Genomic DNA, 25898 nt, shown 5'->3' with positions numbered 1-25898 from the left:
AAGTTGTCAAATAATTTACACCTACGGCAAGCAGGCGATATTTTGGTACAAAAGTACATGCTTTATTTTTTACTACGCTATTTTATCAATTTTTTACGAGCTATTGTTACTATTGTTACTTAAGTCACTTATTATTTTTATAATTCAGCGGTCGGTTACGTAAGATACTTCTTTAAAATGAAAACTTAAACCCAGTATTTAGCACAACAGCTTATGCAGCTGCTGGACTACGCCCTCTACATCTAAACCGCAATCAGCCATTTGTTCCGCTTGAGAGCCATGCGCAACAAAGCGATCAGGGATACCTATATTACAGATGGTTGGACGATTGACTTTAAAAGCAGCAGATTCGTTTAGTAAATACTCATTTACTGCACTGCCAGCGCCACCCATAATCATATGTTCTTCTAAAGTAACTATATGAGTGATACCTTGTGCTAATAGACTTTCTAATAGCTTAGTAGCTAAAGGCTTCACCCAACGCATATTGACCACATGCACCTGACAGCTTGATGCTGATGAAGGATAAGAAGTGATAACTTCTGCTGCTTGTTCAGCCGTTGCAACCATGGTGCCAAACGCTAATAACGCCAATTTATTGGGCGCATCATCTTGACCCAATACCGACTCTACAACCGCTTCACCAATATTATAAACTTGTGCTGGCTGAGTAATAGTCGCTCCAGTGCCTACACCGCGTGGGTAGCGTACTGCCGTACAGCCTTGATATTCATAACAAGTGTTTAGCAAATGATAGCATTCGTTTTCATCTTTTGGTGCTGCAATCAGCATATTAGGAACGCAACGTAAGAAGGCAAAATCGAATACACCAGCGTGAGTTGCGCCATCTTCACCGACCAAACCAGCACGATCAATCGCAAACATCACATCAAGGTTTTGCAGAGCAATATCGTGAATAAGCTGATCATAACCGCGCTGCAAAAAAGTCGAATAAATCGCGACAATTGGCTTGACGCCTTGGGTAGCCATGCCGCCAGCCAGCGTCACTGCGTGTTGCTCAGCAATGGCAACATCAAAAAAACGTTTTGGGAATTGACGAGCAAACTCAATCATCCCCGACCCTTCTTCCATGGCTGGGGTAATTGCGAGTAGCTGATCGTCATCTGCCGCTTTATCACATAAGAACTGTCCAAACACTTGCGAGTATTTTAAAAGGGCTTTACTTGGGTTTACACTGACTTCCACAGCTTTAGCATCATCCTCAATAGGCAATCTGCTGATGGCATGATAGCCTACTGGATCAAGTTCAGCTGGTCCAAAGCCCTTGCCTTTAGTGGTATAAATGTGCACTAAAACCGGACCCTTTAATTGCTTTGCAATCGATAATACGCGCAGCAGCTCAGGAATATTATGACCATCAAAAGGACCAAAATAAGCAAAGCCAATGGCTTTAAATAGATTGTCCTCTAGTTGCGGTACATCGCGCAGCTCTTTATGACGCTTACGTCGATCAAAGGCTTGCATATCAGGGCGCTGACATAATATCGGCTCGCCGGTATCAGAGATATCAACCTGATATCCTGACTCCCATAACACCGCTAAATGACGTGAGAACCCACCAATAGAGCACGATATCGACATATCATTGTCGTTTAAAATCACCATCAAATCAGCATCTTGTTGCACGGCATCATTCATGGCTTCAAAGGCCATGCCGCCTGTCATCGCCCCATCGCCAATAATACAAGCAACCGTTTGCGAAAGGCCTTGATAGCGTAACGCTAGGCTCATGCCTAGACCTGCTGAGATGGAAGTCGATGAATGCCCAACCCCAAATGTATCGTAGACAGATTCGGCACGTTCAGGAAAAGCCGTCAAACCATCTTTTGAACGAATAGTACCTAACTGCTCACGGCGACCCGTCAGTATTTTATGGGCATACGCTTGATGACCAACATCCCAAACAATCTGATCTTGCGGCGTATCCAATAAATAATGCAGCGCCACGGTCAACTCAATCACGCCTAAGTTGGCACCGAAATGACCGCCACTTTGACCCGCTGAATACAACAAAAAAAGCCGTAGCTCATCAGCCAATGTTATTAGCTGATCGGTGCTAAAAGCTTTAAGATCAGCGGGTAAATCTACAGTATCAAGCAGTGGCGTATGTGGGCGCTCACGTGGAATCACTGCATAAGTCTGTTGCAGGTTTGATAGCGGTACAGCAGAAGCAATGGCTGACGCAGATAATGACTGAGACTGTGGGGAATAAGGTGACTGCTGCATAAAACGTACGATACCTACCAATCTGCTGACAAAATGCTACCTTAGAATATAGCTATATTTATAACAATAACATGACTATATTCTAAGTGGCGTTAATAATAGCGACGCCATCATTGATCTCATTGATGTCATCGGCTATACAATTATTGATACCGCTTTTATCGCTGCGGATAACGAAAAACACGCTGTTTAATATAAGACAATAGTGCTAACGCTGTCGTGCTTAGCGCGGTTCTAAACACTATTATGCCTTATTTTTTTCAGTCATATCGGACGTTAGTGACGACATAGTAATGTAAGGGCGAAGACTTGTCACTGTATCCGTCAAAATAGTATGGCATAATAGCATTTATTTTTAATTGTCGCTTTAATCATCGTGCGTCGTCTGTGAACTTTGTGTGTTTTTATCATAAACACCATCAGCATGCTATTTTTATAAAAAATCCATACTAAAATACCGCCACGATGATCGGCTTATGCAGGACATTAATGTCATATCAATTTATCACTAGCGCCAAGCTGCCTACTCGTCACGGCGAGTTTGATATTCATATCTTTGAAAACGATGCTGGTCAAGAGCACGTGATGCTCACCGTTGGTCTCTCTGTGGTCAATGACACGAATATTATCGACACTTCACACCCACATGATGCAGTATTAAATCAAAAAAATGCGACATTATCAGAGCGACCTGTTCCACTGATACGTATTCATTCTGAGTGCTTGACCGGTGATGCTTTTAGCTCCTTGAAGTGTGATTGCGGTCCACAGCTGAATACTGCTATGCAGGCGATACAAGAGATGGGCTGCGGCGCTATCTTATATTTGCGCCAAGAAGGTCGAGGTATTGGTCTGACCAATAAAATTCGCGCTTATGCCCTGCAAGATCAGGGACACGATACGTTAGATGCCAATCTCATGTTAGGTTTACCGGCCGATGCGCGCATTTATGATATGTGCGGACCCATGCTTGCCCATGTCGGCGTTGATGCTGTACGCCTTATCACCAATAATCCTGATAAAGTTGCTTACTTAACGGAGCATGGAATTGATGTCGTTGAACGGGTGCCGTTAGTCGTTGGGGTTAACGATATGAATGCTGAATATCTAGCGACCAAGCGCGATCGAATGGGACATCTGTTTGATAAAGAATTCAATACCGCCTTACACCTTAATAAATAGTAAATAATTAGATATTTTATGAATACTCCAAATATGAACAATGATACAGAGCTTTCAATAATAGCCTCAGCAGTGACGCCGAGCAATAACGATATCATGCGCGTGCGTGAGTTTTTGGTGGATTTGCAAGCACGTATCTGTCAAGCGTTAGAGGCACAAGAGCGTGACGGCAGCACTGATAACAATCAACCAGCAACCTTTGTTCCTGACGATTGGGAGCGCCCTGAAGGCGGTGGTGGTCGCTCGTGTGTGTTAGCAGATGGCGAAGTTATTGAAAAAGCTGGTGTTATGTTTAGCCATATTCATGTCCATAACTTGCCTGCTTCAGCAACCGCGCGCCATCCTGATATTGCTGGTCGTAAAGCTCAAGCGATGGGTGTATCGCTGGTCGTTCACCCCAGAAACCCCAATGTCCCTACTAGCCATGCTAATGTGCGTTTGTTTATTGCCGAAGCAGAAGGCGAAGAGCCGATTTGGTGGTTTGGTGGCGGTTTTGATTTGACTCCGTTTTATCCAGTCCTTGCTGACTGCGTACATTGGCATCAAGTCTGTCACGATCTCTGCGCCCCATTTGGTGATAGCGTTTATCCTGATTTTAAGCAATGGTGTGATGAATATTTCCATCTACGTCACCGCGATGAGCAGCGCGGTATCGGCGGCTTGTTTTATGATGATGTCAACGTTGAGAGTCGTGGCTGGGATTTTGAGACTTGTTTTAAATTCATGCAAGCCGTCGGTAATGGCTACCTTGAGGGTATCTTACCCATCTTTCAGGCAAATAAAGAAACACCATATACCGAAGCACAGCGTGAATTTCAGCTATATCGTCGCGGACGCTATGTCGAATATAATCTCGTTTATGACCGCGGTACGCTGTTTGGTTTACAAAGCAACGGGCGTATCGAATCTATCTTAGTCAGTATGCCACCGCTTGCAAGCTGGCATTATCGCTTTGAGCCTGTCAAAGGATCGTCTGAGTTTGAATTGACTGATTTCTATCTAAAACCGCGCGATTGGTTGACTTTATAGTCGAAATTGGCATAATAACCAACAGACGGTGTACAAGTGCTTGCATAATAAACACTTATCAACTGCTTATTTATATCGGTTAAAAAAGCTTATAGATAGTCATTGCTTGTCATATTAGTTACTTATCACAGTAGTTATAAAGGTCAGCTATCCATGCTGACCTTTACTATTTAAGTAAGCTGTTATTCAAAACAAGTACTGGTCATTATTTAAAGCTAATTTATAAGACAATTTAATCTATTTTACAAAAAATCACGCTATCGCCCTATGCTACTTAAGCCTCTTGCTGTTTAATATAGGATAGTAAGTATTTCCAGCATCGTGAAAAACTGTATTTTAGGATATTAATAAAGAATATATTAATAAAGCAGATATTAAAAATATCATATAAAAAAATTTAATAGCAGCAAGCCAATTTAGGTGACGAGCATGTATATGCTACGCCACCTTTTTATTATCTACGTATAAAGGATCAATACACATGACTCAAGTAATTAATCATAAACTATTAAAATCAATCTTCGGTATCACACTGATGGCAGCAACTTTAGGTCTAACAGCGTGTAGTACACCAGTTGACCCTGACGTCAAAGCCCGTCAAGACATCATGAAAAACTTTGGCGATTCAATGAAAGTGATGGGTGGTATGGCAAAAGAGCCTGATACCTTTGATGCAGAAGTATTTAAAGAGCAAGCAACATTTTTAGCAGAAGAGTCTAAAAAACCTTGGAACCATTTTAATAATCCGGAAGCAGTGGGTGGTGCTAAAGATGCAGTATGGTCAAATGCTGATGGTTTTAAAGCAGAAGCAGAGAATTTTCAAAAAGTAACTGCTGAGCTGGCTACTGCTGCACAGTCAGCGACCAGCATTGATGAGGTGATGCCAGCTTTTAAACCTGTTGGTGACAGCTGTAAATCATGCCATACAGACTTTCAAGTCAAGAAAGACGACTAAGTAATGCGTCTGTAGCAGTACAAAAAAGCCACCTGAGCAAAAGATCAGGTGGCTTTTTTAATCGCTTAATTTACGAGTCATTTGATTTATGAATCATTTAACCCATCAAATCTGCTTGTACGATTTCAATCCAGTAGCCATCGACGTCTTTGATGAAAGCGATATGCTTCATGCTGCCTTCATCCGGACGTTTTTTGAATTCAACATTATTTTTATCAAACCAAGCTATCGCATCATCAAGGTTAGGCACACTAAAGCAGATATGACCAAAGCCTTGTGGCTCTTGGTTGCCATCATGATAGCTAAAGTCCGCTTGTGTCTCAGTGCCATAGTTATGGGTTAATTCCAAAATTCCACGCTGTCTGAACGCAAAAATCTCTAAATCATCACCTGATGGCAAATTTTCACGCTCGCTTTCGGTAAGCTTGGCTAAAAAGTACAAATCAAAACCCATCGCAGGGAATTTTTTTACCGCCAGCAATGTCATTCCTAAGACACCAGTATAAAACTCCAATGACTTAGCAGGGTCTTTAACGCGCAGCATCGTATGGTTAAACGTATAGCCTGACGTCTGTGCCGAGATAGGCTGAACGCCCTCGGCTTTTACGCTGCTCTCAGGCTGGGCTAGCGATAATTGGTCATTATTAAAAGTAGCAGAATTAGTCATAGTTACTCCAATGTTTAAATTATTTTAATCATTAACAGTCGATACGGTCTAGCTTTTGACGTGCATCAATCGTGATAAACATCTAAGCATAGATATTTATTATAAACGTCTATTACGCATCTAAAAACCTTACCTTTCCCGTTTCTAAGTTGTATTCAGCACCAACGACAAGCAACTGACCACTGCTAGTTAAGTCTTCTAAGGCACGCGAACCATGTTTCAGTTGGCTGACCGACATGCGCACATTGGCACGTATTGAGCGATCAACCAGCTCATCAGCATCCACATCTTGACCGTTGGCAGTCGCAAGCTCATGCAGGTTATAAACGCTTGGACGGATACGATCAACGATTGATTGTAAGTTGGGAGAATAATTTTGCTCAGGATTAATAAGCGCCTCTACGCAAGCGGTGACAGCGCCGCAATGCGAATGCCCAAGTACCACGACCAGCTTAGTACCGAACTTTTCGGCGGCAAACTCAACCGAACCAATTTGCGAGGGCGCAACCACATTGCCCGCCACACGGATAACAAACAAATCACCCAATCCTTGATCAAACACAATCTCAACGGGGACTCGTGCGTCTGAACAACCCAAAATAATGGCAATAGGGTCTTGATCACTGATGAGTTCTGGGCGCTTTTGCATGCAGGGATCAGTGCTTGTCAAACTATCAATGTAACGCACATTGCCTTGTTTGAGAAGCGCCAGTGCTTCTTGACCTGTTTTTGGGCGTGTATCGTTAGGCATAAGACATCCTTGATGATTAAAATAGTTAAAATTATAAATTGCTCTAGCGTTATCTTTTTCAAAATAGTGTAGCTAAGGTTTTGCTATCGCAAATAGCATTGTATTTATCATACACAAAATGATTGTATAGGAATAAGGCAAAAAACATGGTAAAAAAATTTATTTCAATATCACTATATTAAGACAGACCTATTTAGACTTGCAAAAACCAGCAGCAGACAACTTATAAAGACATAAGTAAAACGTAAAAATAAAGGCATCAAAGCCTATCAGAGTGCCTTTTACTGTGATGACGACATAACCCAACTAACCGATAACGAACTTGCATTAATTTATATCAAGGGTTTGTTATAATACACAGCAACCAGACTATATCGATACCCATCGCTTACTCACACCCACATCAAACCACCTTAACTACAGCGTCCTAGATAAATAGCAGTACTGACCTATTGGATGCTTAGGAAAAAACTTTATGACCGAATCAAGTTTATATACGCAGACCATTCCTGCGTCACCCAACGCTGACAAGGTTTTGCTGCAACTGACTGGTCTAAAAAAAACCTATGATCAAACGGAAGTCCTAAAAGATATCAATCTCGACATTAAGCATGGTGAGTTTATAACGCTGCTTGGTCCATCAGGCTGCGGAAAAACAACCTTGTTGCGATTGATTGCCGGTTTTGAGCAGCCAAATGCAGGGGCGATTTATTTAGATGGCTTACAGATGGCAGGCTTGCCAGCGGATAAGCGTCCGGTCAATACTGTGTTTCAACAATATGCACTATTTCCACATATGACAGTCGCGCAAAATGTGGCTTACGGTCTTAAGCTTAAAAAAGTCCCTAAAGATGAGATTCAAACGCGGGTGCGCGAAATGCTGGCCATGGTACAACTTGAGCACCTTGCCAATCGCAGACCGCAGGATTTGTCTGGTGGTCAGCAGCAGCGCGTTGCGATTGCGCGGGCAGTCATTAATCGTCCTAAATTATTATTGCTCGATGAGCCGTTATCGGCGCTCGATCATAAGCTGCGCCTGCAAATGCAGTCGGAGCTTAAACGCTTGCAACGTGAGCTGGGTATTACCTTTGTCTTTGTCACTCACGATCAAGAAGAAGCATTGTCGATGTCTGACCGTATCGCGGTAATGAAAGACGGAAAATTTCAGCAAATTGGCACCCCTATTGAGATATATGAAACTCCTGCCAATTTATTTACGGCCAAATTTATCGGTGAGACCAATTTATTTAAGGCCGAAGTTAAGGGCGTCTACCCTGAGCAGCCAGACCGTGATGGCCAAGTGACCAATGGCCGTATCGAAGTCGAAGTTTGCGAGGCGCAAATGCAAGAGGGTCCGACCACTTTGCGGAATTTGCGCCGTCCTAACTTTGCCAATGATGTCCAAGTCGGCGATATGGTGAATTTATTGCTACGACCTGAGGATTTACGGATTTATGATCCGAACGATAAAGAACATGGCGGATTACTGGGCCGCGTTATCGAAAGTAACTATAAAGGCAGTACCTTAGATTCGATTATTGAACTGGCCAATGGTCATATTATTAAAGCCTCTGAATTCTTCGATGAGGACGATCCAAGTTTTGACTATAAGCTCAATGAGGGCGTAAAAGTGTCCTGGGTTGATGGCTGGGAATGGGTTTTGCCAGAAGACGATACGCTTGATAACGAGGTAAATCATCAATCTGGCAATTTAGCTGCCAGAAAGGATATCAGCTAATGGCAGGTACTGGCATAAGCAATAAAAGTCCTTTTCGTACGGCAACGCTGTGGCTTATTTGGGGCTGGCTACTCATTTTTGCGCTCTTGCCCAATATACTGGTGATTGCGGTCAGCTTTTTAACGCGTGACAGTACGGCTTTTATTAGCCTGCCTGTCAGCATTGATAGCTATGTGCGCATGATTGATCCCCTCTATTTTGATGTCTTTGTACATTCATTATGGATGGCAGGAATTACCACGATCATTTGCTTATTATTGGGCTACCCCTTTGCCTGGCTTGTCTCTCGAGTCAGCAGGCGTTGGCAGCCCTTATTGATGCTACTGCTCATATTGCCATTTTGGACCAACTCTTTGGTGCGAACTTACGCGCTGAAGTTATTATTTGCTAATAATGGCTTGATCAATAAATCGTTACTCGCGATAGGTGTTATTGATACCCCTATTGATATTTTATATACACAAGCGGCGGTAGTTGCAGGTCTAACCTATTTACTCTTTCCGTTTATGGTACTGCCACTGTATGCAGTCTTTAGCGACTTACGCGATGATATGCTGCTCGCCTCACAGGATTTGGGTGCTTCAAAAAGACAAACCTTTTGGCATGTGGTACTGCCATTAACCACTCCTGGGGTTATATCAGGGGTGCTTTTGGTACTACTACCAGCGATGGGTATGTTTTACGTGGCAGATATTTTAGGCGGTTCACGCAACTTATTGGTTGGTAATATTATCAAAAACCAGTTTTTAGATGCGCGTGATTGGCCGTTTGGTGCTGCAGCTAGCGTGTTATTGACACTGGCGATGGCAGTATTACTACTCGCCTACCGCGCTAGTAGCCGCCGCATTGGCAAGACTGATTTTAATGAGGTGGCCTAATGTCTCATAACTCACTGAGTCGCTCACCGAATAATGCATCGACTAAAAAGAAACGCTCTATCAAACCACCCAGCATCGGCAGTATCGCCGCCAAAGGCTATCTTGGTTTGATTTATGCCATGTTATATCTACCCATCCTTGTTTTGGTGGTGATGTCCTTTAATAAATCAAAAGTTGGTTATAACTGGGGCGGCTTTAGTTTAAAGTGGTATGAATCCTTATTTAACAACCAAGCAATGCTTGATGCCTTTTGGCATTCTATTGTCTTAGGTTTGGTTGCAGCCACGGTATCAACGATCATCGGCACACTGACAGCGCTTGCTTTACATCGCTATAATTTTCGCGGTAAAGGTCTGTTAAATGGCTTATTATTTGTGCTGATGATGTCGCCTGAGATTGTCTTGGCAATATCGCTACTGGCGCTATTTTTATTAATTGGACTGCAGCTGGGTTTTGTATCGCTGTTACTAGCTCACATTACTTTTTGCCTACCCTTTGTGGTTATTACTGTCTTTGCACGCTTAAGTAGCTTGGATGAGCGGCTGATGGAAGCGGCAAGAGACTTGGGTGCAAGTGAATCAACGATGGTGCGTACGGTATTAATTCCTGTTATCTTTCCAGCAGTGATGGCAGGTTGGCTGCTCGCCTTTACCTTATCGCTAGATGATGTGGTGGTATCGACCTTTGTGACCGGTCCTAGCTATGAGATTTTGCCGCTACGTATCTATTCAATGGTGCGTGTGGGTCTCAAACCTGAGGTCAATGCCATTGGTACGATATTGCTAGTTGCTTCACTAATTTTGGTAGTCATCTCCCAGTTATTGCTACGTCGACGTTAATTTTAATTAAAAAATATTCTTAAAGTAAATAAAGTAACAATGAGCGTTTTTTAATCACTTATCCAACTCAGTATTTCTTATTCCTTTAACTTCGGTGGTTAGATTATTTTATGTTAGAGCTTCGTCATCTTAATACGCTAACTGCGCTACGCGCACATGGTTCATTGGCCGCTGCTGCCGATGAGCTGCATGTCACTGCCTCTGCCGTCTCGCATCAGTTAAAAGAGCTAGAGAATTACTACGATATCAGTTTGGTTAATCGCCGAACGCGACCCCTTACCTTTACGCCAGCTGGCAAAACGGTATTGGCGCTTGCCGACAGCATCATGCCGCAAGTCACCCGCACCAAAGCCAACCTCAAGCGTTTAGCTCACGGTCAAGCAGGCAGGCTGCGCTTGGCTTCTGAATGTCATAGCTGCTTTGATTGGTTGATGCCGATACTGAATCAGTATCGCCGTGAATGGTCAGATGTTGAGCTGGATTTTGCCACGGGTTTTGAACCTGAGCCTCATCATTTATTAATGGAAGGTGATATCGATTTGCTGATTACGACCAGCAATTTGCCGATAGAAGGCATTAGCTATCAGCCATTGTTTGAGTACGAGAGCCGTTTGGTGCTGTCGCCTACCCATGATTTGGCAGAACAACATTTCATTCGTCCAAACGATTTAATCGAAGAAACCTTGATTGCTTATCCGGTAGAAGCTAAGCGCCTCGATATTATTGCGAATTTTATGACCCCAGAGCAGGTCAGTTTTAAAAATATTCGCACCACTGAGCTGACCGCCATGCTAATACAACTAGTGGCCAGCGAACGCGGTGTGGCGGCGCTACCCGATTGGGTCGTTGCCGAATACGAGAAAAAAGGCTGGGTGGTGTCGCGCCCATTGGGTAATGGCGTTTATTGTCAGCTGTATGCAGCAACGCGCACATCAAGTCAGGATACCGCTTATATGCAAGGGTTTGCCAGTTTATTAGAAGGGATAGTAAAACCGCTTTAGCTTTATTAAGAAACCATAGCTTTACGCCTATAAAATAAACTTAAAGAAATAAAACCCAAGCGCGGTTGCTAATAGAGTTAATCCTACATGCAACCCTATCAACCCCAAACCTGCTAACAATCGACCCTCACTAATAAAAGTAAATACCTCAGCGCTAAAAGTACTAAAAGTGGTCAGTCCGCCCAAAAAACCGGTGATAACAAATAATCTAACATTGTCAGACAATCCGCTACCGACCCGTTCAAACCAGACTAACGCCAGCCCAATAAGTAGCCCACCTAAGACATTAGCGCCGAGTGTACCGAGTGGTATCCAGCTATGTAGCGGGTTAAAGCGCGCTAGCCATCCTCTTAAGCATGCGCCGATTGCTGCCCCTAAACCGATAGCGAGCCACTGCATGATGTAATCCTTCTTTTCTTAATGAATGCCATTTTAATAAGCAAAAAAACCATACTGCTGGCAATTACAGCGCAGGCAATTCGGTCATCGGCCAACGTGGAACGCAGCTGACGGCTAAATCATCAAACTGCCCAGCTTGCAGGCGCTCATAACCAGCATAAGCAATCATCGCGCCATTATCGGTACATAAGGCTGGCGGCGCATAATGCACAGTTGCGTTTATTTTAGCCAGTTCGGTCTCTAAAGTTTCACGCAAATGGCTGTTGGCACTGACTCCGCCGGCAATGACTAACCGACTCATCTCTGCTTGCTTAAGTGCTTTAACACATTTCTTCACCAGTGTATCAACGACTGCATGTTGAAAGCTGGCAGCGATATCAGCACGGACTTGTGGGTCACTATCAGAACCTATCCCAGAACCATCCGTATCTTTAATAAGGTTGTGTACAGCCGTTTTCATACCGCTAAAAGAAAAGTCCAAACCGCGGTGTAACATCGGTCTTGGTAGACTGTAAGCATTAGGATTTCCCGTTTCAGCTAGTTTAGCAATATTAGGACCACCGGGGTACTCTAGGCTCAGCATTTTAGCTGCTTTATCAAAGCACTCACCTGCCGCATCGTCGATTGATTCGCCCAGTATTTCATATTGACCAATGCCATGAGCGGCAATCAACAAGGTATGACCACCTGAAACCAGTAGCGACACGAACGGAAACGCGGGTGGATTTGCCCCCATCAGCGGTGCTAGCAAATGCCCTTCCATATGATGGACACCAATAGCTGGAATATCTAAGCCATATGCCAAACTGCGACCAAATAAGGCACCCGTCATCAAGGCACCGATGAGCCCTGGACCTTTGGTATAAGCGATGGCATCAATGTCATCTTTAGTAATATCGCACTGCTCTAATAGCTCATTAAATAAAGGCACTAGCTTACGAATATGGTCGCGGCTGGCAAGCTCAGGCACGACGCCACCATAGAGTGCATGTAGCTCTATTTGTGAATACAGCACTTGCCCCAGCAGACCTTTATTCTCGCTATGTATCTGCTCACTATCGAAAATCGCCAGACCGGTCTCATCGCAAGAGGTCTCTAAACCCAATACTTTCATGTCTTTGCCTTTATTACGTTGCTTTGCTCAATTACGTTACTTTGCTCAACTTAATTTTTTCTTATCTTAAAACTTAAAAACAGTAAGGGTTTAGCAGTCACAAAAAAACCGCCACTGTTAGCGTACAATGGCGGTTATTCTATCAAATTTCAACAATTAATATTAGCTAACAGCAGCTACCATATAATCAACGGCCGCATGAACTTCAGCTTCACTCACTTCAGCGTTAGCTTGCGCTGGCATTTTGTTGAAGCCTTTCGCAGAATGCATACGTAGCGTATCTATGTCTTTGACAAGGTGTGGTGCCCAATCTGTTTTATTACCGAATTTCGGTGCTGCTAATAAACCATTTTCATGGCAGACCTTGCACTGTTTTTCATACAGTTTAGCACCAGTGTCAGCCGCTAAGACTACAGGCTCAGCAGCAGCTTCTTCAGTTTCTACTACCGTCACTTCAGCAGGCTCAGGCTCAACCATAGGCTCAGGAGTAACCACTTCAGGTTCTGCAACCGGTGTTTCTGGCTCTACGACCACCGTCTCAGTTTCATTGACAGCAGCAGGCTCATCAGCAGCGGTATTATCACCGCCACTACACGCACTAAGTGCTAACAACGCACTAAGACTTATGCCTGACAGTGCCAATTTAACAGCTGATTTTTTGTTCATCGTATTTTGTTTAATAGTCATAGTTATTCCTTCATCTATGGATTGTTAGTGACAAAACTCAATGCTGATTCACGCTAGTCATTGAGCGCTATTACCTATTAAGTGATATTACTAAGTGCTTCTACTTATTCACCGCTATTAATTGGTCGCTGGTTCAGCTTCGGAAGTAGTAGTCGCATCAGCAGCTGGCATATCCGCACTATCCGCTACAGCAACCTCTGTACCCGCGCTGTCGGTAGCAGTAGTAGCTGACGTATCAGCAACCGCTGCGTCTCCTTCCGTACTCGCAGTAGCAGTAGCCGCCGCATCTGCTGCAACATCAGCAGCCGGCATGGGCGCAGTTTCTGGAAAATCCATATTTTCTGCTTTAGGGGCATTTGTGCGGGCAAGCGCTGCTGCATCATCGACTCGATCTATTGCCAAAACTTCGCCTGACTTTGCGCCAGCTTCTTCTTTTTCACTGCTACAAGCACTTAAACTTACGCCCATAGTGAGAACCAATGTTGTCCATAATGCTGTATTTATCGCTGTTTTTTTCATGCCGCTTTTCATTCAAAAATCCTCAATATGACTGGTATAAAAAGGTTGTAGAGTCTTGCTGTAATATCAAGCAGTAAACTAAACTCATCATATCATAGACTTTATATAAGCTGTTATTACCAAACAGGCGTTTTGTCCATGATTTATTAATTATTTGTTAAAAGATTATTAAAAATAATAACACTTCTGCTTAAAACAATACCTAGCTAAATTTAAACTGCTGAGTAAGCTATCATTCACTGTTATTTGCTGCTATTTAAAGATAGATACGCTAAAGCCTTTGACTTTGCTGCTATTTTTTATTAAAATAAGCGCCCTTGTGCTATTGCGCAAGACTATCCTAGTTTGAGCTGATGCCGGTAATGTTGAGATATTACGGCTAAATACTAATACACAGCCAAACTAATGCCCTTATATCTCATCCTAATCAAGGAGTCTTCATGCCTGCAGTTAAGGTTAAAGAAAACGAACCAGTTGACATCGCTATCCGTCGTTTCAAACGTGCTTGTGAAAAAGCTGGCGTATTATCAGACGTACGTAAGCGTGAGTTTTATGAAAAACCAACGCAAGTACGCAAGCGCAAAGCAGCTGCTGCCGTAAAGCGTTATAAAAAGAAATTACAACGCGAAACTATTCGTACCACTCGTATGTACTAATCGATTATTCGATTAGCTAAGTACCAGCGCTACACTAACGCCACTGTTATCCAATGATATCAGTGGCGTTTTTTATGCTACAATTTTTATTATTACTGCTGACAGCTTTTTTTATGACAATTTTTATTGCAAGGCTATTACTTATTGCAACGTTATTACCAAGCTAAAAAATAGCAGCCAAATTTTACGTAAATATTTTATTAATACTCATAAGGAATAATAACAGTGAGCCAACTTAAACAGACCTTAACTGACACCATCATCGTCTCTATGAAAGCACGTGAGATTGAACGGGTCAAAGTACTACGTAACGTACAAGCGGTGATCAAACAGATTGAAATTGACCGTCAAACAGAGCTTGATGATGCCGAAGTATTGGAGATATTACAAAAACAGCTCAAACAGCGTCATGAGTCACTGACTATTTTTACCGAAAACGGTCGCGACGATTTGGCGACCAAAGAGCAATTTGAGATTGATATTATCAATGAATATATGCCAAAACAAATGGATGATACCGAACTTGCCGCTTTGGTCAATGCAGAAATCGCTGAACAAGGCGCAACATCGATGCGCGATATGGGTAGCGTGATGGGTGTACTGAAAACTAAAACCGCGGGTCGTGCTGACCCTGCCTTAATCTCAAAACTGATCAAAGATGCATTGCAAGGCTAGTAGAGACTGCAAGATTGGTAAAATAGAAGCTAGTTTTTATTAAAATCAGTGATCAATAGCTACCATCAAGCAATTCTATTATAAAACCTTGCATGAACCTCAAGCTCTACAAATAACCGCCTAAGGCTTAAAATCTTTGGCGGTTTTTACCGCTTTGATTTCGGCATTGATATTGGCGAGTAGCGGACGGGCGCTACTGGCTTGGGCCGTATTTTGCAACTTTGCCGTCAGTTGTTTTGCTTGGGTAAGAGAGGTCAGCGCGCGCTCATAGCGTCCACTCCACAGCTGGTCATGACTGCGATAGCGAAGCGCATTAATCGTTGCGATGTTTGCAAGCAGCGGTGAGTCTGTGGTTTTTGCCAGTTTTTCATTGGCCAATTGCAAACTCTGCCAAGCATAGCGGTCACTGGGCTGCTGCTCGGTCAATGGCTTGAGTAATGCTTGCGCTTTGGTTGGCTGATTGCTGTTGGTTAATGCCTCCGCTAAATACAGACGTAAATCACGGCGCTCTGGATAAAGGCGCTGCTGACTTTCTAGCACTTCAGCAGCCTGTTGCCATTTATTTTGCTCAGTTAGAATTTGGCCTTGGGTAATGGACAATAACGGCTCTAACACTTGGCGCTTTGCAGCTGGTAAGGCTGACAGCTCAACAAACACATCGTTGGCCTCTTTAAAACGTTGCTGCTCGCCATACCAATGCATCAGCGCCAACTTCGCCCCAACACTATTCTTTGCCGCAGTCGTCAATGCCGTCTCAGAGACATGCTTACCCGTACTTTGTACGCGCCAATGCAGCAGATCAAACAACGCTTGATGGCGCTGCTGCTGATTCAATGGCAACGAATTATAACGTTGAGCACGACTTTGCGATTCGCTTAAGCGCTCATTGCTCAATGGATGCGAGCGTATAAAACTGGGTAAGAACTGATTGGCGGTCTGATTCATCTGACTTTTCTGATTCATGGTAGCAAAGAAACGCGGCATCGCCCGAGGATCGTAACCAGCTTGGTTCATAATTTGCATACCAACTCGATCAGCCTCACGCTCATTATTACGGCTAAAAGCCATGTTGCTATTCATAGTGGCGGTTTGGCTACCCATCATCACTGCCGCCGCCGCATCACCATCGACAGCGGATGCGGCAATCGCAGCGAGCACACCGCCTATTTGCATCAGTAAGGCTTTTTTGCGCTCATCAACACTGCTCTCATAATGACGCTGGCTAATATGAGCCACCTCATGAGCTACAACGCTAGCAAGCTCATCCATACTATGGGCGGCCAATATCGTTCCTGTATTCAGACCAATGACACCACCTGGTGCAGCAAACGCATTAATACTGGGGTTATCAATAATCACTAAGCCGAGCGGTGCTTGCTGGCGCGCTTGCGCATTCAGCCGCCAAGTCATCTCTTTGACGGTTTCTTGAATCCAAGGGTCGTGCTCCATCTTCACGCTACCATTGATATTTCTTAATGACCATTCGCCAAGCAATTTATTTTGATATTGTTCGTCGAAGCTCAGTCCTTGCCCGCGCAGGTTAGGCAAATTCAGCTCTTCCGTGCCAGTCGATTGCCACGAATCATAGCTCAATGGCACAGCTTGGCTCTTGCTATAGGCTACGCTTGTACAGGCTAATAGTAGAGCTGGTACTGCTAATTTTAGCGCAAGCGTTGGCGACAGATGGCGATTTACAAGCTTAGAGAATGACCATGTCTGCATGTTTGAATAATGAGTGACAACACATTTATCCTGTGCATTTATGGCTGGTTTCTCAAGCATCGATTGTCTTTTAGAGTAATGCAAGTGCGTATCCTATGCGAGTAATCATAACGTCCTTTTGACTATACGAGCTTGTCTATTCAAGGTCAATTGCAGTCTGCGTTTCGCTACCAATAACTCCGCAGGGCGTCACTATTGCGCAACATGACTATGTAAACCTATTGGGTACGTCTATTAGGAAAATCTAGAAACCCATGCTCACCAGTCGTTCTGATTGATCAACTATTATGATGACTATATTCAACTGCAATTGACGAGCGGCAATTTGCTATAATGGCAGACCGTGATGCATGCTGCATCGTAAAAGAACAGCCACGAAATAGTAGAACATCGAAACCAATAAATATTTCAAACTTAAATATTAGATTTGAGTATAAAATTTCATTATAGATACTTTAAAGGTTTATTTTATGTCCGCTGATCGCCAAGCCATCATGGTACGAGCCTCTTATCCGATATGTTTGGCAGAGACTTTGTCTGAAATAGAGCAGCAATCGATAATGCAGCTGATAGGCTTACTACCAACAGACAATAATAATGAAATCAACCTCAATGATATAAAAGACTTGAGCAAACCTGTTCTCAATATCAAAAGCTTGGTAGATGGTCGTGGACTTGCCTGTCCGATGCCTTTGTTAAAAACCAAAGTGGCGCTACGCAATGTGGCCATTGGTGAATCATTGTATGTAGTCGCAACCGACCCAAATTCTCAAGCAGATATTACGGCTTTTTGTCAACAAAGCCTGCGAACAGAGGCGCTTAACCCGCTATTGCTAATGATTAATCAAGCAACGGTATTAGCTAACGAAGGTGCCGTGGCTAGCAAATCTAAATATTCTGTTGATACAATATATCACTTCATCATTACCAAAACTGATAGCAACTAAGCGTCGCTATCCTTTACAATTACCACTATAAAGATTTTATCTGACTGTTTGCTTATCTATTTAACCAAGGTCAAGAATATGGCTAATACCTCTACTAACGCTGCACCAACACGTAAAAAAGACAGCGTCGCTCCTGAAATAAATGAAGCACGCGATGCGGCATTAAAAGCTGCTGCTGAGCGTCCACCTTATGATGCCAGTGCGTTTGAAGACACTAGCACGCGTGATTTAGTACCTGCTATGCCAACGCATTTGTCCGCGCCTGGGGTAAATTTGGGCGCCTATATTAATACCGTACACCAAATTCCTATTTTGACGCCGACCCAAGAGCAGGAGCTTGCCCATCGCTATTATGATGAGGGTGACGTCGAAGCCGCACGTCTACTTGTGATGTCGCATTTACGCTTTGTGATTCATATCGCCCGCAGCTACTCGGGCTATGGTCTACCACAAGCGGATTTAATCCAAGAAGGTAATTTAGGGTTAATGAAAGCAGTGAAACGCTTTGATCCTAATAAAGGCGTACGTTTAGTATCGTTTGCGGTACATTGGATTAAAGCGGAGATTCATGAGTTTGTCATTCGTAACTGGCGAATTGTGAAAGTCGCGACTACCAAGGCGCATCGTAAATTGTTCTTTAATTTACGCAGTCTAAAAAAGACCAACAACCAGTTGACGCTTGAAGAAGCCGATGCGATTGCCAATGACTTAAATGTTACCCGTAAGCAAGTGCTGGAGATGGAGTCACGTCTGACTTCGTACGATGCGTCATTTGAAGCGCAGTCGAGTGATGATGACGACGGACGCTATGCGCCGCAATTGTTTTTAGAAGACGGCATCGACCCTGCCGAGATTGTCGAAGAGTCTGACTGGGAAGAAAACAACTCATCAGCCTTGATTGCTGCGATGGATACCTTAGACGATCGCTCACGCGATATCGTCGAACAGCGCTGGTTATCCGAGCAAAAATCAACCTTACACGAATTGGCAGCAGTCTATTCTATCTCTGCAGAACGCGTACGCCAAATCGAAAAGAATGCCATGGATAAAATTCGCGAGGCGATGACCATTGATAGTGTTATTTTGCCAGATGATCTTCAGTAAACGTTTGACTCTCCGATATAAAAAGCCCCAATCAATAACACGAGTTTTACCATGCTAAATTGGATAGGTATCGCGGCGATTAATATGGCTATCGCCGTTGCTTTAGGCGCCTTCGGTGCTCATGGTCTCAAAGCTATGGTCAGCAATCAGCAGCTCGAATGGTGGCAGACGGCGACTTTATATTGGTTTATACATGGTCTTGGATTACTGCTCGTTGGCATACTGATTCGTCTGAATTATGCGACCCAAGCGACGGCATGGTTACTACAGATTGGCGTAATTATTTTTGCTGGTAGTTTATATGCGATGACACTTGGCGCGCCGCGTTGGTTTGGGGCGATTACCCCTATCGGCGGCGTTCTTATGATTGCTGGTTGGTTATGGCTGGCAGTGTCGACGTTTCGCTTAGGTAATATATCCGTTTAGAGGTTGCAAATATTTTGCTAACCATGCTATCGGCAGTAATCAATACGATAAATATAGATTAGCAAAAAAGGAATTCTGAATACTTAAGGAGCATATATTATGAGCAATATTATTGTGAATGGTAAAAAACTACAAACCACTCATCAAACGGTACAACTGGTCATTAATGAATTGGGACTTAGTAACGGTCGATATGCAGTCGAAGTCGATGGTGAACTGATTCCAAAGAGTGAGCTTGAGCAAATTCGTATTGCTGAAGGGATGAATATCGAAGTAGTACAAGCAGTGGGTGGCGGCTAGCTTTTTTTGACAGTCAATTAAACCGCTATTTTTAATAGACTGTCTGTAAAAAATGACTATAAAAAAGACCTCAACGACTATCCGTTAGAGGTCTTTTTTTGCTTAATCTGTCATATTTGCTCATTCATTAGTTTGTCACTAATGTATATTGCTAGGTTTAATAAATTCGCTATTTATACTATTTATTTATAAGCTAAAACTTATTAAGCATCTATAACAGCAAAGCTAACACGACATTAAGGCTAAACTGCCGGAGCTGCATCAGCAGTCGTCAGATCTTCATAGCGTCCATCACGCCCTGCACCCTGTGTCTTTTTACTCTCCAGTTTGGTTTTATATTTGCGTACTTGTCTATCAAGCTTGTCTGCCATCTCATTTATGGCTTTATACATATCATCTTCACATGCTTGGACGAACATCTCTTTACCCGAGACTCGCATAATCGCTTCAGCTTTATGGCTCTTTTGACCGCCATCACTCGCACCGCTATTATCTAATGATAATATCACTTGAATACTTTGAATCTGATCAAAGTGACGCTCTACTTTTTCAAGTTTTTCGCGAACTGCTGTGTCCATGGCATCGGTAACACTGATATGGTGACCACTGATAGAAACATTCATATTATCGTCCTTTTATTGTTACTTACAATCAACAGATGAGCTAGCATTCCTGCCTTTATCACCCTGCCTTACCACCAACTTATCTAATATATTTAATGTTAGCGCCTTTAGTACCAATGCTTTTAGGAAAATACTAACGTATCCTTTTATAGTCTCTTTTGTTATTGATATAAATAACTATGCTAAATCGACAATTAGATTTCGTTGTTGGTATGACTCTAATTTGTCATGAAAACCGCACAGTAGCAAGACGGTATATTGTAAGTAAATGTAATAAAAACGGTTGTTTCTTGAATGTTTCTATATAATCAAAAAATTTTATTTTTATATTTACTCTAAGCTATATTGACGACTGCATGTTTCTACTGATAACTCGTTGAATTAAGACAGTTAATATTTTTGTTTACGCTGGGTAGACGAGCCAATATTCATCGCTTCGCGATATTTGGCAACCGTTCTTCTGGCGATATCGATACCATCTGCTAATAAACAGTCCTTGATACGACTGTCCGATAACGGCTTTTTGGGATTTTCATCGGATATTAGCTGTTTAATCATGGCACTGATAGCAGTTGAGGAGATATCACCATCCGTGCTACTGACGTGAGATGAAAAAAAGTGCTTTAGCGAAAACAATCCTTGCGGGGTCAAAATAGTCTTACTGGTGGTCAGACGTGAGACAGTAGATTCATGTAGGTCTACTTCTTCTGCGATGACTTTTAAAATAAGCGGTTGCATGGCAGTTGCACCGTACTGCAAAAATTCTTGCTGATAGCGCACGATACTGGTCGCCACTTTGAGTAGGTTTTGATTGCGCTCTTCTATACTGCGAATAAATAGCCGCGCATCGGTGAGATTTTCACGCAGATATTGATTATCAGGGCTGTCATCACCACGCTTAACTAGGTTGGCGTATTCTTGATTGACCCGCAGTTTCGGTAAGGTGTCAGGATTGAGGCGCACGTACCAACCATCTTCTTGTGAGGAGGAATCGGTAATTTTATTAGTATCACGGCGACGGATGGGCGTCACCAGTACATCAGGAATATCATAGCTGTCTGGCGGCTGAGTATATTCAGGCTGGCGGCTTTGGAATAGCAAACCGGGTGAAGGATTCAAAGTGCGCAGCAGATTGAGGGCAGGTGTGATGTCCTCAGCAGTGAGTCCTGTGAGATCGATCAATGCCTTAATATTATTACTGACCAAATGCTCACCGGCTGACAATAGCGCTTGGGCTTCTCTTAAATAGCCAGTGTTAGCATCGAGCTTGGACAACTGAATTGCTAGGCATTCACTTAGGTTTCGCGCACCAACACCCAGCGGATCACACGACTGAACCATACGCAATACCGCCATGATTTCATCATGTTCAACACGCTCATCCCACTGATAGAAGCTTGCCATGGTATCAAAGCTTTGTAACAGCTCGTCGATATCAAGCCGAACAAAGCCCATATCATCCATAGAATCCATTAAATATTCAGCAATTAACGTATCTATTTCTGAGAGATGCTTAAAATTCAGCTGCCAGCGCACATGATCTTGAATCATCGCGTTTGTGCTACCTTGATAGCTATCAAAGTCATCAGAATCTGGGCGTGCTAATGCAGTGGATGCGCTACCCGTACTGACTGTAGGAAAGCTATCATTGTTTAAATTAGAGCTGTCAAAGCTGCTATAGTCTTCCCCATCCAGCGCATAACTGTCTATGGCATCATCGTCAAAACTGGCTTGCTGTAATTTATCAAAGCTATCGCTAATACTATCCTCATATTCAAAACTATCATCGTTATTATTAGAGGTAGAGGATGTAGTAAACGAATCAATACCAGCATTTTGATTCCAAGTATCTAACGTTAACGGCTCGCCAAACTCATTTATCGCCTTATCATTACTTTCATACTCATCTTCATCATCCTCGATACGTTCGAGTAATGGATTGCTATCCAGCTTCGCCTGAACCTCCTGCGCGAGCTCAAGACTAGAGAGTTGCAGCAATTTAATGGCTTGCTGCATTTGCGGGGTCAGTTTTTGTGAGGTGCTTAGCGTGGTCGCCAATCCGAACGACATACTCATAGGTAGCTTATTACACTCCAATCGTGGTGACATTGTCTATGTTATGCTGATGAAGACAGCGGTTTAACCTTATCAGGACATGACGATAGCATTTTTTATGACAATTTTGCTATGATAATTTATGCCCTACTCAGATAAGCGCCCTTTAGGCTTATGACAGTAAGCTTCTAAAAGGCTTTTGATAACCCTTTAATAAAAACCTATAACTGTAATCACTTGCACACAAGTATTTGCAGCTTAAGTAACGTAAAAGCCATCAATAACGATAAATTTAGAAAATAGCTCATCAGAAATATATAGAACTTAAAATACTGAGAATCATGTTATGAGTAACCTTATTAACCATAAACAGCTAACCGTTGCGGCCATCCAAATGAATAGCCAGCAAAACATAGAAAAAAACTTAGCTGATATAAAAGCCGCTATTATCGGTGCGCGCGCGCAAGGCGCACAGCTTGTCGTTTTACCGGAAAACTGCTGTAGTATGGGCCAACAATTTGCCACCGCAGAGCGCTTTGATGCGCTGTCAGCGACGATAGCAGATTATGCACGTAGTTATGGTATTTACGTGCTAGCAGGCTCATTGCCCTGCCCTTATCGCCCAGATGGAATGACTGTACCTGATGGTAGGCTACGTCAAGTTAGTCAGCTATTTGCACCCGATGGTAAGCGAGTCGCACGTTATGACAAAATTCACTTATTCACCGCGACGGTTGCCGATAAGCAAGGCAGTTATAATGAAGCGGCCACCTTTGAGCCGGGTACACAAACGGTCGTAGCAGCGCTCGATTTAGACGATGTAGTCTACCAGCTCGGCATGATGGTCTGCTTTGATTTGCGTTTTCCAGCATTAGCGCAGCGTCTGCGGCAAGCGGGTGCTGAACTATTAAGCGCACCGTCAGCCTTTACTTACCTAACGGGACAGGCACACTGGGCGCTATTGTTGAGAGCAAGGGCTTTAGACAGCCAGTGTATGGTGATTGGCGCAGCACAAGGCGGTGACCACGCTTATAAAGATGGCGATACTCGTCAGACGTGGGGACATACTGCAATCACCGCTTTTGACGGAACCATTATCGATAGCTATGAAAGTAGCGAATTGGACAGGTCAGCGATCATTGAAGAAGAAAAGAGTTATGAAGTTGTCTTAGCTACCTTAGATAAATCGGCTCAAGAGCAAGGACGACAAAAAATGCCTATTTTTGACTGTCATCGTTTGGCATAAGGCAGATTTTTATAAAGGAGATTTTGATAAATGCTGTTCTTGATAAAGAGTATTCTTGATAAAAGAAACTTTTAAAATTAAGTGGTTTAATCGCTACCTTTGGGCGCATGAATGGCTCGTGGATGGGCGCGGTCATAGACCTGCGTGAGCTTAGCGAAGTCAACATGGGTATAGATTTGGGTGGTACTGATATCGCTATGCCCAAGCATTTCTTGTACAGCACGCAAGTCACCGCTGCCCGATAGCATGTGGGAAGCAAAGCAATGGCGTAATAAATGCGGATACATATTTTGGGCGATACCCGCACGGGTGGCTGCGACTTTTAGGCGTTGTTGTACCGCCCGCGTTGATAAGCGTGTGCCTAATTTTTCACTGATAAATAATGCACTGTCCATCTGCTCTACCCATAGATTACGGTGTGGTAGATAGCGGCTAATCGCCTCTGCAGCTTTTGCTCCTAATGGCACCAAGCGTGTCTTATTACCTTTACCAGTCACGCGCACGCGTAAGTCAGACAAGTCCACATCTGCCATATCCAGCGCGACTAGCTCGCCGACGCGTAGACCACTGCTATAAAGCAATTCAAACATCGCTTTATCACGCAACCACAAGCGCGCTTGTTCGGGCGTATCAGGGATTTCTTGGTCAAGTAATTGAGTCAATAAATCGATATCAGCAATAGAAGGTAATGGTCTGGGGCTGCGCTTAAGCTGATAGCCCGTCGTTGGATTAATACGTGCCAGATCCTCTTCAATCAGCCAACCATAAAAATGGCGGATAGCCGACAGCTCTTGCTGGACGCTGGCAAGTGCCAGCTTGTCTTCATCGAGGCGCTGGCTGATATGCTGGGCTAATTGACGCTTATCACAGCGCGTCCATGTTAGGCGTTTACCGCGCAGAAACAGCGCCAGTTGATTTAATCCAGCAAAATAAGCCGTCAATGTATGCGGCGAGTGATTACGCAAGGACAAGACATTTAGCCAATGATGGACAGGCGCTAGTAATTCGCGTAGCGCCGCATCTGCCTCTATGGTGATGGCTAATTCCGCTGATAACCATGATTTAGAAGTTGATTCTGTCTCTGTAGGCTGGCGGTTTTTATGAGACATAGCTTTATTAGACATCACCATATTAGAAAAAAATTGGCTATTTATTTAGCAACAAATAAATGCTGCTAATCATTTGCAATTAGCCTTCTGGACTGGGCTTGATACCTGCTTGCGCCATCAGACCGTCTGGGCTAAATACGCCTTCGTAAACAAAAGCAGTTGGTCCCGTCATCATGACTGGATAGCCTGGCTGCCATTTGATAACCATGCTGCCGCCATAAAGCTGTGCGCGTATATCTTCGCCTTCGTCAAGCCAGCCTTCACGTATACCAACCGCCACTGCCGCACAAGCGCCAGTACCACACGCTTGTGTCTCCCCGACACCGCGCTCATAAACTCGCAAACGAATATGACGTTGGTTCATTACTTGCATAAAACCGACATTGACGCGCGCTGGAAAGGCAGGATGCGATTCGATCGCTTTGCCCAGCTTTTCGACATCTGCATCGAGCACATTATCGACTTTGATGACCGCATGCGGATTGCCCATATTGGCGACATACAGCTGCACAGGCGTGCCATTAACGTCCAGATGATAAGCATTTTGAATTTTGGTCGTGGCTCTTGGTGTAAAAGGAATTTCGCTTGGCTCAAACTTAGGCTTGCCCATATCGACTTCTACCCAGCCGTAGCGGTCGGTGGTCAACGAGATAATACCACTTGCGGTCTCGACGCGCAGGCGCTGCTTAAATGACAGTTTGCGTGCTTGTACGAAACGGGCGAAACAGCGCGCGCCATTGCCGCACTGCTCGACTTCCATACCATCCGTATTAAAAATGCGGTAGCTAAAATCAACATCGGGGCGCATCGGTGGCTCGACTACTAGCAACTGATCAAAACCAATGCCTAGATGGCGATCACCCAATAACTGTACCAAATCCTTGGTCAACTCTAAGCGCTGAGTCACTAAATCGATGACCATAAAGTCATTGCCCAGCCCATGCATCTTAGTAAATTCTATTAGCATATCCCTGATACCCTATCCTATTTTTATGTATGTCTTATATTAGCACGCTGTCAGTTACAATC

26 protein-coding genes are annotated in these 25898 nt (G+C 43.6%); 14 read left to right on the top strand and 12 right to left on the bottom strand.

Going from position 1 to position 25898, the window contains the following annotated elements; translation table 11 throughout:
- Positions 1–198 precede the first annotated feature (198 nt).
- The gene (gene dxs, locus EPB74_RS04240) at positions 199–2247 is read right to left on the bottom strand and encodes a 1-deoxy-D-xylulose-5-phosphate synthase (RefSeq protein WP_274902953.1); all 2049 of its coding nucleotides are present in this window, start codon (positions 2245–2247) and stop codon (positions 199–201) included.
- A 489-nt stretch (positions 2248–2736) separates the two neighbouring features.
- Here dxs and ribA point away from each other — a divergent pair, with 489 nt between their 5' ends.
- The 3 genes from ribA (at position 2737) to EPB74_RS04225 (ending at position 5413) form a co-directional block, all read left to right on the top strand.
- Positions 2737–3429, top strand: a complete 693-nt coding sequence (ribA, locus tag EPB74_RS04235) for a GTP cyclohydrolase II (protein WP_079690753.1) — start codon at positions 2737–2739, stop codon at positions 3427–3429.
- An 18-nt stretch (positions 3430–3447) separates the two neighbouring features.
- Positions 3448–4458, top strand: coding sequence for an oxygen-dependent coproporphyrinogen oxidase (gene hemF / locus EPB74_RS04230; protein WP_274902951.1), 1011 nt, complete (start codon positions 3448–3450; stop codon positions 4456–4458).
- Between the two features lie 481 nt (positions 4459–4939).
- Positions 4940–5413: a c-type cytochrome gene (locus tag EPB74_RS04225; protein WP_089554841.1), complete on the top strand. Its 474-nt coding sequence runs from the start codon at positions 4940–4942 to the stop codon at positions 5411–5413.
- Between the two features lie 97 nt (positions 5414–5510).
- Here EPB74_RS04225 and gloA read toward each other — a convergent pair whose 3' ends face one another.
- Positions 5511–6080 (bottom strand): lactoylglutathione lyase, encoded by a 570-nt coding sequence (gloA, locus tag EPB74_RS04220; protein WP_274902949.1) that lies wholly within the window; start codon positions 6078–6080, stop codon positions 5511–5513.
- A 112-nt stretch (positions 6081–6192) separates the two neighbouring features.
- A complete protein-coding gene (locus tag EPB74_RS04215) occupies positions 6193–6831 on the bottom strand; it encodes a carbonic anhydrase (protein ID WP_079690750.1) in 639 nt (212 codons plus the stop codon).
- A 475-nt stretch (positions 6832–7306) separates the two neighbouring features.
- Between EPB74_RS04215 and potA the strand changes: the two genes are divergently transcribed.
- The 4 genes from potA to EPB74_RS04195 all read left to right on the top strand — a co-directional run bounded on the left by potA (position 7307) and on the right by EPB74_RS04195 (position 11287).
- Positions 7307–8569: a spermidine/putrescine ABC transporter ATP-binding protein PotA gene (gene potA / locus EPB74_RS04210; RefSeq protein WP_274902948.1), complete on the top strand. Its 1263-nt coding sequence runs from the start codon at positions 7307–7309 to the stop codon at positions 8567–8569.
- A complete protein-coding gene (gene potB / locus EPB74_RS04205; RefSeq protein WP_274902947.1) occupies positions 8569–9447 on the top strand; it encodes a spermidine/putrescine ABC transporter permease PotB in 879 nt (292 codons plus the stop codon). Before potA ends, potB begins: the two co-directional genes overlap by 1 nt.
- The gene (gene potC, locus EPB74_RS04200; RefSeq protein ID WP_274902945.1) at positions 9447–10286 is read left to right on the top strand and encodes a spermidine/putrescine ABC transporter permease PotC; all 840 of its coding nucleotides are present in this window, start codon (positions 9447–9449) and stop codon (positions 10284–10286) included. The genes potB and potC overlap by 1 nt, the downstream gene beginning before the upstream one ends.
- 110 nt (positions 10287–10396) lie before the next feature.
- Complete coding sequence (locus EPB74_RS04195) at positions 10397–11287, top strand: LysR family transcriptional regulator (RefSeq protein WP_274902944.1); 891 nt, start codon at positions 10397–10399, stop codon at positions 11285–11287.
- Positions 11288–11314: 27 nt separating this feature from the next.
- Here the strand turns inward: EPB74_RS04195 and EPB74_RS04190 are convergent, their stop codons facing one another.
- From EPB74_RS04190 to EPB74_RS04175, 4 genes are all read right to left on the bottom strand, one after another.
- Positions 11315–11686: a CrcB family protein gene (locus EPB74_RS04190; RefSeq protein ID WP_079690745.1), complete on the bottom strand. Its 372-nt coding sequence runs from the start codon at positions 11684–11686 to the stop codon at positions 11315–11317.
- A gap of 64 nt (positions 11687–11750) precedes the next feature.
- Positions 11751–12800 carry a tRNA (adenosine(37)-N6)-threonylcarbamoyltransferase complex transferase subunit TsaD gene (gene tsaD / locus EPB74_RS04185; protein ID WP_274902943.1) on the bottom strand — a complete coding sequence of 350 codons (1050 nt, stop codon included), beginning with the start codon at positions 12798–12800 and terminating at the stop codon, positions 11751–11753.
- A 162-nt stretch (positions 12801–12962) separates the two neighbouring features.
- Positions 12963–13487 carry a c-type cytochrome gene (locus EPB74_RS04180; RefSeq protein ID WP_274902942.1) on the bottom strand — a complete coding sequence of 175 codons (525 nt, stop codon included), beginning with the start codon at positions 13485–13487 and terminating at the stop codon, positions 12963–12965.
- 117 nt (positions 13488–13604) lie between these two features.
- The gene (locus tag EPB74_RS04175) at positions 13605–14018 is read right to left on the bottom strand and encodes a hypothetical protein (protein WP_274902940.1); all 414 of its coding nucleotides are present in this window, start codon (positions 14016–14018) and stop codon (positions 13605–13607) included.
- A 428-nt stretch (positions 14019–14446) separates the two neighbouring features.
- On the opposite strand from EPB74_RS04175, the gene rpsU reads away from it, so the two are divergent.
- Complete coding sequence (rpsU, locus tag EPB74_RS04170; RefSeq protein WP_079690742.1) at positions 14447–14662, top strand: 30S ribosomal protein S21; 216 nt, start codon at positions 14447–14449, stop codon at positions 14660–14662.
- A gap of 225 nt (positions 14663–14887) precedes the next feature.
- Positions 14888–15337: a GatB/YqeY domain-containing protein gene (locus EPB74_RS04165; protein ID WP_274902939.1), complete on the top strand. Its 450-nt coding sequence runs from the start codon at positions 14888–14890 to the stop codon at positions 15335–15337.
- A 120-nt stretch (positions 15338–15457) separates the two neighbouring features.
- On the opposite strand, the gene EPB74_RS04160 is transcribed toward EPB74_RS04165, so the two are convergent.
- Entirely contained in the window at positions 15458–17119 is a 1662-nt protein-coding gene (locus EPB74_RS04160; protein WP_274902937.1) for a M48 family metalloprotease, read from the bottom strand.
- Between the two features lie 410 nt (positions 17120–17529).
- Between EPB74_RS04160 and EPB74_RS04155 the strand changes: the two genes are divergently transcribed.
- The 4 genes from EPB74_RS04155 (at position 17530) to thiS (ending at position 19836) form a co-directional block, all read left to right on the top strand.
- Positions 17530–18006, top strand: coding sequence for a sulfurtransferase TusA family protein (locus tag EPB74_RS04155; protein WP_274902935.1), 477 nt, complete (start codon positions 17530–17532; stop codon positions 18004–18006).
- 240 nt (positions 18007–18246) lie between these two features.
- Complete coding sequence (gene rpoH / locus EPB74_RS04150; RefSeq protein WP_197684676.1) at positions 18247–19110, top strand: RNA polymerase sigma factor RpoH; 864 nt, start codon at positions 18247–18249, stop codon at positions 19108–19110.
- Positions 19111–19161: 51 nt separating this feature from the next.
- Entirely contained in the window at positions 19162–19536 is a 375-nt protein-coding gene (locus EPB74_RS04145) for a DUF423 domain-containing protein (protein ID WP_274902934.1), read from the top strand.
- Positions 19537–19635: 99 nt separating this feature from the next.
- On the top strand, positions 19636–19836 hold the full coding sequence (gene thiS, locus EPB74_RS04140; RefSeq protein WP_079690736.1) for a sulfur carrier protein ThiS: 201 nt from the start codon (positions 19636–19638) through the stop codon (positions 19834–19836).
- A gap of 242 nt (positions 19837–20078) precedes the next feature.
- Here thiS and hpf read toward each other — a convergent pair whose 3' ends face one another.
- Positions 20079–20459 (bottom strand): ribosome hibernation-promoting factor, HPF/YfiA family, encoded by a 381-nt coding sequence (hpf, locus tag EPB74_RS04135; protein ID WP_274902932.1) that lies wholly within the window; start codon positions 20457–20459, stop codon positions 20079–20081.
- A 390-nt stretch (positions 20460–20849) separates the two neighbouring features.
- A complete protein-coding gene (rpoN, locus tag EPB74_RS04130; protein ID WP_274902931.1) occupies positions 20850–22535 on the bottom strand; it encodes an RNA polymerase factor sigma-54 in 1686 nt (561 codons plus the stop codon).
- A 325-nt stretch (positions 22536–22860) separates the two neighbouring features.
- Here rpoN and EPB74_RS04125 point away from each other — a divergent pair, with 325 nt between their 5' ends.
- Positions 22861–23760 carry a nitrilase-related carbon-nitrogen hydrolase gene (locus EPB74_RS04125; RefSeq protein ID WP_274902930.1) on the top strand — a complete coding sequence of 300 codons (900 nt, stop codon included), beginning with the start codon at positions 22861–22863 and terminating at the stop codon, positions 23758–23760.
- An 86-nt stretch (positions 23761–23846) separates the two neighbouring features.
- Here the strand turns inward: EPB74_RS04125 and EPB74_RS04120 are convergent, their stop codons facing one another.
- Positions 23847–24869: a tyrosine recombinase XerC gene (locus EPB74_RS04120; RefSeq protein WP_274902929.1), complete on the bottom strand. Its 1023-nt coding sequence runs from the start codon at positions 24867–24869 to the stop codon at positions 23847–23849.
- 79 nt (positions 24870–24948) lie between these two features.
- Positions 24949–25836 carry a diaminopimelate epimerase gene (dapF, locus tag EPB74_RS04115; RefSeq protein ID WP_274902928.1) on the bottom strand — a complete coding sequence of 296 codons (888 nt, stop codon included), beginning with the start codon at positions 25834–25836 and terminating at the stop codon, positions 24949–24951.
- Between the last annotated feature and the right edge of the window lie 62 nt (positions 25837–25898).

The organism is Psychrobacter sp. DAB_AL62B, assembly GCF_028895345.1.
Taxonomy (GTDB): Bacteria; Pseudomonadota; Gammaproteobacteria; order Pseudomonadales; family Moraxellaceae; genus Psychrobacter.
The sequence above is the reverse complement of the archived record's forward strand: the minus strand, read 5'-3'. Positions and strand labels throughout refer to the sequence as shown.